Origin of the sequence: Xanthomonas sp. (genome assembly GCF_017163755.1) — a bacterium.
Taxonomy (GTDB): Bacteria; Pseudomonadota; Gammaproteobacteria; order Xanthomonadales; family Xanthomonadaceae; genus Xanthomonas_A.
In genome coordinates, this window is the sequence record NZ_JAFIWC010000057.1 from 1 (window position 1) to 6213 (window position 6213).

1 protein-coding gene, 2 tRNA genes and 3 rRNA genes are annotated in these 6213 nt (G+C 56.0%); 5 read left to right on the forward strand and 1 reads right to left on the reverse strand.

Annotated elements, in window-relative coordinates:
* The first annotated feature begins 283 nt into the window (after positions 1 to 283).
* From JR065_RS21250 to rrf, 5 genes are all read left to right on the forward strand, one after another.
* Positions 284 to 1828: ribosomal RNA gene (locus tag JR065_RS21250) — 16S ribosomal RNA — on the forward strand.
* Between the two features lie 85 nt (positions 1829 to 1913).
* Positions 1914 to 1989, forward strand: a tRNA-Ala gene (locus tag JR065_RS21255).
* 78 nt (positions 1990 to 2067) lie between these two features.
* Positions 2068 to 2144 (forward strand) — tRNA-Ile (locus JR065_RS21260).
* A gap of 226 nt (positions 2145 to 2370) precedes the next feature.
* A 23S ribosomal RNA gene (locus tag JR065_RS21265) occupies positions 2371 to 5252 on the forward strand.
* A gap of 177 nt (positions 5253 to 5429) precedes the next feature.
* A 5S ribosomal RNA gene (rrf, locus tag JR065_RS21270) occupies positions 5430 to 5544 on the forward strand.
* The 16S, 23S and 5S rRNA genes sit together here with 2 tRNA genes alongside, the layout of an rRNA operon.
* 273 nt (positions 5545 to 5817) lie before the next feature.
* Here the strand turns inward: rrf and JR065_RS21275 are convergent.
* Positions 5818 to 6213 (reverse strand): PepSY domain-containing protein (locus tag JR065_RS21275; RefSeq protein ID WP_206236515.1); only part of this gene is annotated, 396 nt, incomplete at its 5' end.

A 6213-nucleotide genomic window follows, 5' to 3' on the forward strand; every position in this document is an offset into this window, starting at 1 on the left:
GGCGTCAGGGCCTCGGAAACGAGGTGTTGACGGAAAGAAAAAGTCCGCTATAATGGGCGGCTCGCTACGACGGAAACGTCGGGGTGACAGGGAAAGGCGCTGAGGCCGGCCCCGAAGTTCTTTGACAGTGTGCGCAGGTAACTTGTGAGGGCGCCTGCAGGTGGAAGTATGTCCATCTTGCAGACGTTCGAATCAAGAGCAACAAATCAATTGCTAAGCAAGCGATACGTAAGCTTGGTTTGAACTCTGCATATCAAAGTATTGGCCTTCGGGCCTGTAATTTTAAGTGAAGAGTTTGATCCTGGCTCAGAGTGAACGCTGGCGGCAGGCCTAACACATGCAAGTCGAACGGCAGCACAGTGGTAGCAATACCATGGGTGGCGAGTGGCGGACGGGTGAGGAATACATCGGAATCTACCTTTTCGTGGGGGATAACGTAGGGAAACTTACGCTAATACCGCATACGACCTTAGGGTGAAAGCGGAGGACCTTCGGGCTTCGCGCGGATAGATGAGCCGATGTCGGATTAGCTAGTTGGCGGGGTAAAGGCCCACCAAGGCGACGATCCGTAGCTGGTCTGAGAGGATGATCAGCCACACTGGAACTGAGACACGGTCCAGACTCCTACGGGAGGCAGCAGTGGGGAATATTGGACAATGGGCGCAAGCCTGATCCAGCCATGCCGCGTGGGTGAAGAAGGCCTTCGGGTTGTAAAGCCCTTTTGTTGGGAAAGAAAAGCAGTCGGTTAATACCCGATTGTTCTGACGGTACCCAAAGAATAAGCACCGGCTAACTTCGTGCCAGCAGCCGCGGTAATACGAAGGGTGCAAGCGTTACTCGGAATTACTGGGCGTAAAGCGTGCGTAGGTGGTTGTTTAAGTCCGTTGTGAAAGCCCTGGGCTCAACCTGGGAATTGCAGTGGATACTGGGCAACTAGAGTGTGGTAGAGGATGGCGGAATTCCCGGTGTAGCAGTGAAATGCGTAGAGATCGGGAGGAACATCTGTGGCGAAGGCGGCCATCTGGACCAACACTGACACTGAGGCACGAAAGCGTGGGGAGCAAACAGGATTAGATACCCTGGTAGTCCACGCCCTAAACGATGCGAACTGGATGTTGGGTGCAACTTGGCACGCAGTATCGAAGCTAACGCGTTAAGTTCGCCGCCTGGGGAGTACGGTCGCAAGACTGAAACTCAAAGGAATTGACGGGGGCCCGCACAAGCGGTGGAGTATGTGGTTTAATTCGATGCAACGCGAAGAACCTTACCTGGTCTTGACATCCACGGAACTTTCCAGAGATGGATTGGTGCCTTCGGGAACCGTGAGACAGGTGCTGCATGGCTGTCGTCAGCTCGTGTCGTGAGATGTTGGGTTAAGTCCCGCAACGAGCGCAACCCTTGTCCTTAGTTGCCAGCACGTAATGGTGGGAACTCTAAGGAGACCGCCGGTGACAAACCGGAGGAAGGTGGGGATGACGTCAAGTCATCATGGCCCTTACGACCAGGGCTACACACGTACTACAATGGTTAGGACAGAGGGCTGCAAGCTCGCGAGAGTAAGCCAATCCCAGAAACCTAATCTCAGTCCGGATTGGAGTCTGCAACTCGACTCCATGAAGTCGGAATCGCTAGTAATCGCAGATCAGCATTGCTGCGGTGAATACGTTCCCGGGCCTTGTACACACCGCCCGTCACACCATGGGAGTTTGTTGCACCAGAAGCAGGTAGCTTAACCTTCGGGAGGGCGCTTGCCACGGTGTGGCCGATGACTGGGGTGAAGTCGTAACAAGGTAGCCGTATCGGAAGGTGCGGCTGGATCACCTCCTTTTGAGCATGACAGCTACGCCTACAGGCGTCCTCACAAGTAACCTGCATTCAGAGAGTTCCGCCACAGGGCGGGGCACCCCGATTTCGGGGCCATAGCTCAGCTGGGAGAGCACCTGCTTTGCAAGCAGGGGGTCGTCGGTTCGATCCCGACTGGCTCCACCAGATTTGCAGATCCCTCTGCAAACGCCCGCACATCCGTGTGCGGACTGTCTAAGGGGAACTGCAGGAGCAAAAGACTTTGGGTCTGTAGCTCAGGTGGTTAGAGCGCACCCCTGATAAGGGTGAGGTCGGTGGTTCGAGTCCTCCCAGACCCACCACTCTGAATGTATAAAGCACACTAAGAATTTAAGATGCGCCAGCACTGAGGCTGGGGCGTGTTCTTTTAAAATTTGTGACGTAGCGAGCGTTTGAGATCAACTATCTCGACGTGTCGTTGTGGCTAAGGCGGGGACCTCGAGTCCCTAGAAATTGAGTCGTTATAGTTCGCGTCCGGGCTTTGTACCCCCGGACTCAGCATAACCTTGAGGCAACTTGAGGTTATATGGTCAAGCGAATAAGCGCACACGGTGGATGCCTTGGCGGTCAGAGGCGATGAAGGACGTGGCAGCCTGCGAAAAGTGTCGGGGAGCTGGCAACAAGCTTTGATCCGGCAATATCCGAATGGGGAAACCCACTGCTTCGGCAGTATCCTGCAGTGAATACATAGCTGCTGGAAGCGAACCCGGTGAACTGAAATATCTAAGTAACCGGAGGAAAAGAAATCAACCGAGATTCCCTAAGTAGTGACGAGCGAACGGGGACTAGCCCTTAAGCTGGTATGGTTCTAGAAAAACAACCTGGAAAGGTTGGCCATAGAAGGTGATAGCCCTGTATTTAAAAGGGCCATTCCAGTGAAGACGAGTAGGGCGGGGCACGTGAAACCCTGTCTGAATATGGGGGGACCATCCTCCAAGGCTAAATACTCCTGACCGACCGATAGTGAACCAGTACCGTGAGGGAAAGGCGAAAAGAACCCCGGAGAGGGGAGTGAAATAGATCCTGAAACCGTGTGCGTACAAGCAGTAGGAGCCTCGCAAGGGGTGACTGCGTACCTTTTGTATAATGGGTCAGCGACTTACTGTTCGTGGCAAGCTTAACCGTATAGGGGAGGCGAAGGGAAACCGAGTCTGATAAGGGCGCATAGTCGCGGGCAGTAGACCCGAAACCGGGTGATCTAGTCATGCCCAGGGTGAAGGTCAGGTAACACTGACTGGAGGCCCGAACCCACTCCCGTTGCAAAGGTAGGGGATGAGGTGTGATTAGGAGTGAAAAGCTAATCGAACCCGGAGATAGCTGGTTCTCCTCGAAAGCTATTTAGGTAGCGCCTCGGACGAATACTGCTGGGGGTAGAGCACTGTTATGGCTAGGGGGTCATCGCGACTTACCAAACCATTGCAAACTCCGAATACCAGTACGTACTATCCGGGAGACACACGGCGGGTGCTAACGTCCGTCGTGAAAAGGGAAACAACCCAGACCCACAGCTAAGGTCCCAAATTCACTGCTAAGTGGAAAACGATGTGGAAAGGCACAGACAGCCAGGAGGTTGGCTTAGAAGCAGCCACCCTTTAAAGAAAGCGTAATAGCTCACTGGTCGAGTCGGTCTGCGCGGAAGATTTAACGGGGCTAAGCAGTGAACCGAAGCTTGGGGTGCATCGCGATAAGCGGTGCGCGGTAGAGGAGCGTTCCGTAAGCCGTTGAAGGTGGATTGAGAAGTCCGCTGGAGGTATCGGAAGTGCGAATGCTGACATGAGTAACGATAATGCGGGTGAAAAACCCGCACGCCGAAAGCCCAAGGTTTCCTTGCGCAACGTTAATCGGCGCAGGGTGAGTCGGCCCCTAAGGCGAGGGCGAAAGCCGTAGTCGATGGAAAGCAGGTTAATATTCCTGCACCTCGCGTGAGTGCGATGGAGGGACGGAGAAGGTTAGGTGTACCGGGCGTTGGTTGTCCCGGGGAAAGGCGGTAGGTTTGGATCTTTGGCAAATCCGGGATCCTTTAAGACCGAGCACCGAGACGAGTCTTTTAGACGAAGTCACTGATACCACGCTTCCAGGAAAAGCTCCTAAGCTTCAGCTCACGCAGACCGTACCGTAAACCGACACAGGTGGGTAGGATGAGAATTCTCAGGCGCTTGAGAGAACTCGGGTGAAGGAACTAGGCAACATGGCACCGTAACTTCGGGAGAAGGTGCACCCTTTTTGGTGGCTCGTGCGAGCTATAGCTGAAGAGGGTCGCAGTAACCAGGCCGCTGCGACTGTTTATCAAAAACACAGCACTCTGCAAACACGAAAGTGGACGTATAGGGTGTGACGCCTGCCCGGTGCTGGAAGGTTAATTGATGGGGTCAGCCGCAAGGCGAAGCTCTTGATCGAAGCCCCAGTAAACGGCGGCCGTAACTATAACGGTCCTAAGGTAGCGAAATTCCTTGTCGGGTAAGTTCCGACCTGCACGAATGGCGTAACGACAGCGGCGCTGTCTCCACCCGAGACTCAGTGAAATTGAAATCGCTGTGAAGATGCAGCGTTCCCGTGGCAAGACGGAAAGACCCCGTGAACCTTTACTATAGCTTTACACTGAACGTTGAGTTCGTCTGTGTAGGATAGGTGGGAGGCTATGAAACCATGGCGCTAGCTGTGGTGGAGCCATCCTTGAAATACCACCCTGTCGTGCTTGACGTTCTAACCTAGGTCCGTAATCCGGATCGGGGACCGTGTATGGTGGGTAGTTTGACTGGGGCGGTCTCCTCCTAAAGAGTAACGGAGGAGCACGAAGGTACGCTCAGCGCGGTCGGACATCGCGCACTGTGTGCAAAGGCATAAGCGTGCTTGACTGCAAGATCGACGGATCAAGCAGGTACGAAAGTAGGTCTTAGTGATCCGGTGGTTCTGTATGGAAGGGCCATCGCTCAACGGATAAAAGGTACTCCGGGGATAACAGGCTGATACCGCCCAAGAGTTCATATCGACGGCGGTGTTTGGCACCTCGATGTCGGCTCATCACATCCTGGGGCTGTAGTCGGTCCCAAGGGTATGGCTGTTCGCCATTTAAAGTGGTACGCGAGCTGGGTTCAGAACGTCGTGAGACAGTTCGGTCCCTATCTGCCATGGGCGTTGGAGATTTGAGAGGGGCTGCTCCTAGTACGAGAGGACCGGAGTGGACGAACCTCTGGTGTTCCGGTTGTCACGCCAGTGGCATTGCCGGGTAGCTATGTTCGGAAGCGATAACCGCTGAAAGCATCTAAGCGGGAAGCGCGCCTCAAGATGAGATCTCCCGGGACACAAGTCCCCTAAAGGAACCATGTAGACTACGTGGTTGATAGGTCAGGTGTGTAAGTGCAGCAATGCATTGAGCTAACTGATACTAATGATCCGTGCGGCTTGACCATATAACCTCAAGTTGCTTCCGCAAGAAGCAATCCTTAGCACGACGCAACACGTCGATAGCTTCCCAATCGCTCGCTACGTCACACCCTATGAGAGGCTGGCGCCCTATGCCGTCCTTCCTGCATCCGCACTCACGTGCGATGGACGAAGACGCATCGCGGCGACACTCCAACCGTCTCCCTGGTGAAATTAGCGCTGTGGAACCACCCGATCCCATCCCGAACTCGGAAGTGAAACGCAGCTGCGCCGATGGTAGTGTGGCTCAAGCCATGCGAGAGTAGGTCATCGCCAGGGGCTTTACCCCAAATCCCCGTCCCTCAAGGACGGGGATTTTTTATTGCCCGCAGAAACTACAACCACGTCCACACAGCCGGGTAAATCACCGGAAGGGCGTCGATAGCGGCACCACGTGCGGCTTGCGCAGCATCGCCCAGCCAATGGGCGGCACGGCGCCTGTGGCGGGCAAGCCGCCGCTGCACGGCCCGCGCAAACGACAACGGCGCCGAAGCGCCGTTGTCCCTCCAACGATGGTCTGTCAGCGCATGCCAGTTGCGCGCGCGCCCGGACTCAGTCGTGCTCCGCGCTCACCACCGTCCCGTCCGTCGGGTCCGCGTGCACCTCGATCGTCTGCCCCGTGGACGTCTGCGCCTTCGCCTCCCACAGCCCGTCGTCGTACTTGAGGTCGTGCACCTTCGAGTACCCGCGCGCCGTCAGCGCCGCGCGCACCTCCGCCTCGCTCAGCTTCGATGCCTCGCCCTCGGCATAGATGCGCCCGCCTACCGGCGACACCCGCACGTCCCGGCGCTGGCCGTCCGCGCTCGTCGCCTCCGTCTTCCACAGGCCGTCCTCGAACTGCAAACGGTCCAGCTTCGTGTAACCCTGCGCGCTCAACTGCGCGCGCACCTGCGACTCCGTCAACGGCGAGGACGCCGCCGCACCCGCCGATACCGTCGGCGCCGGCGA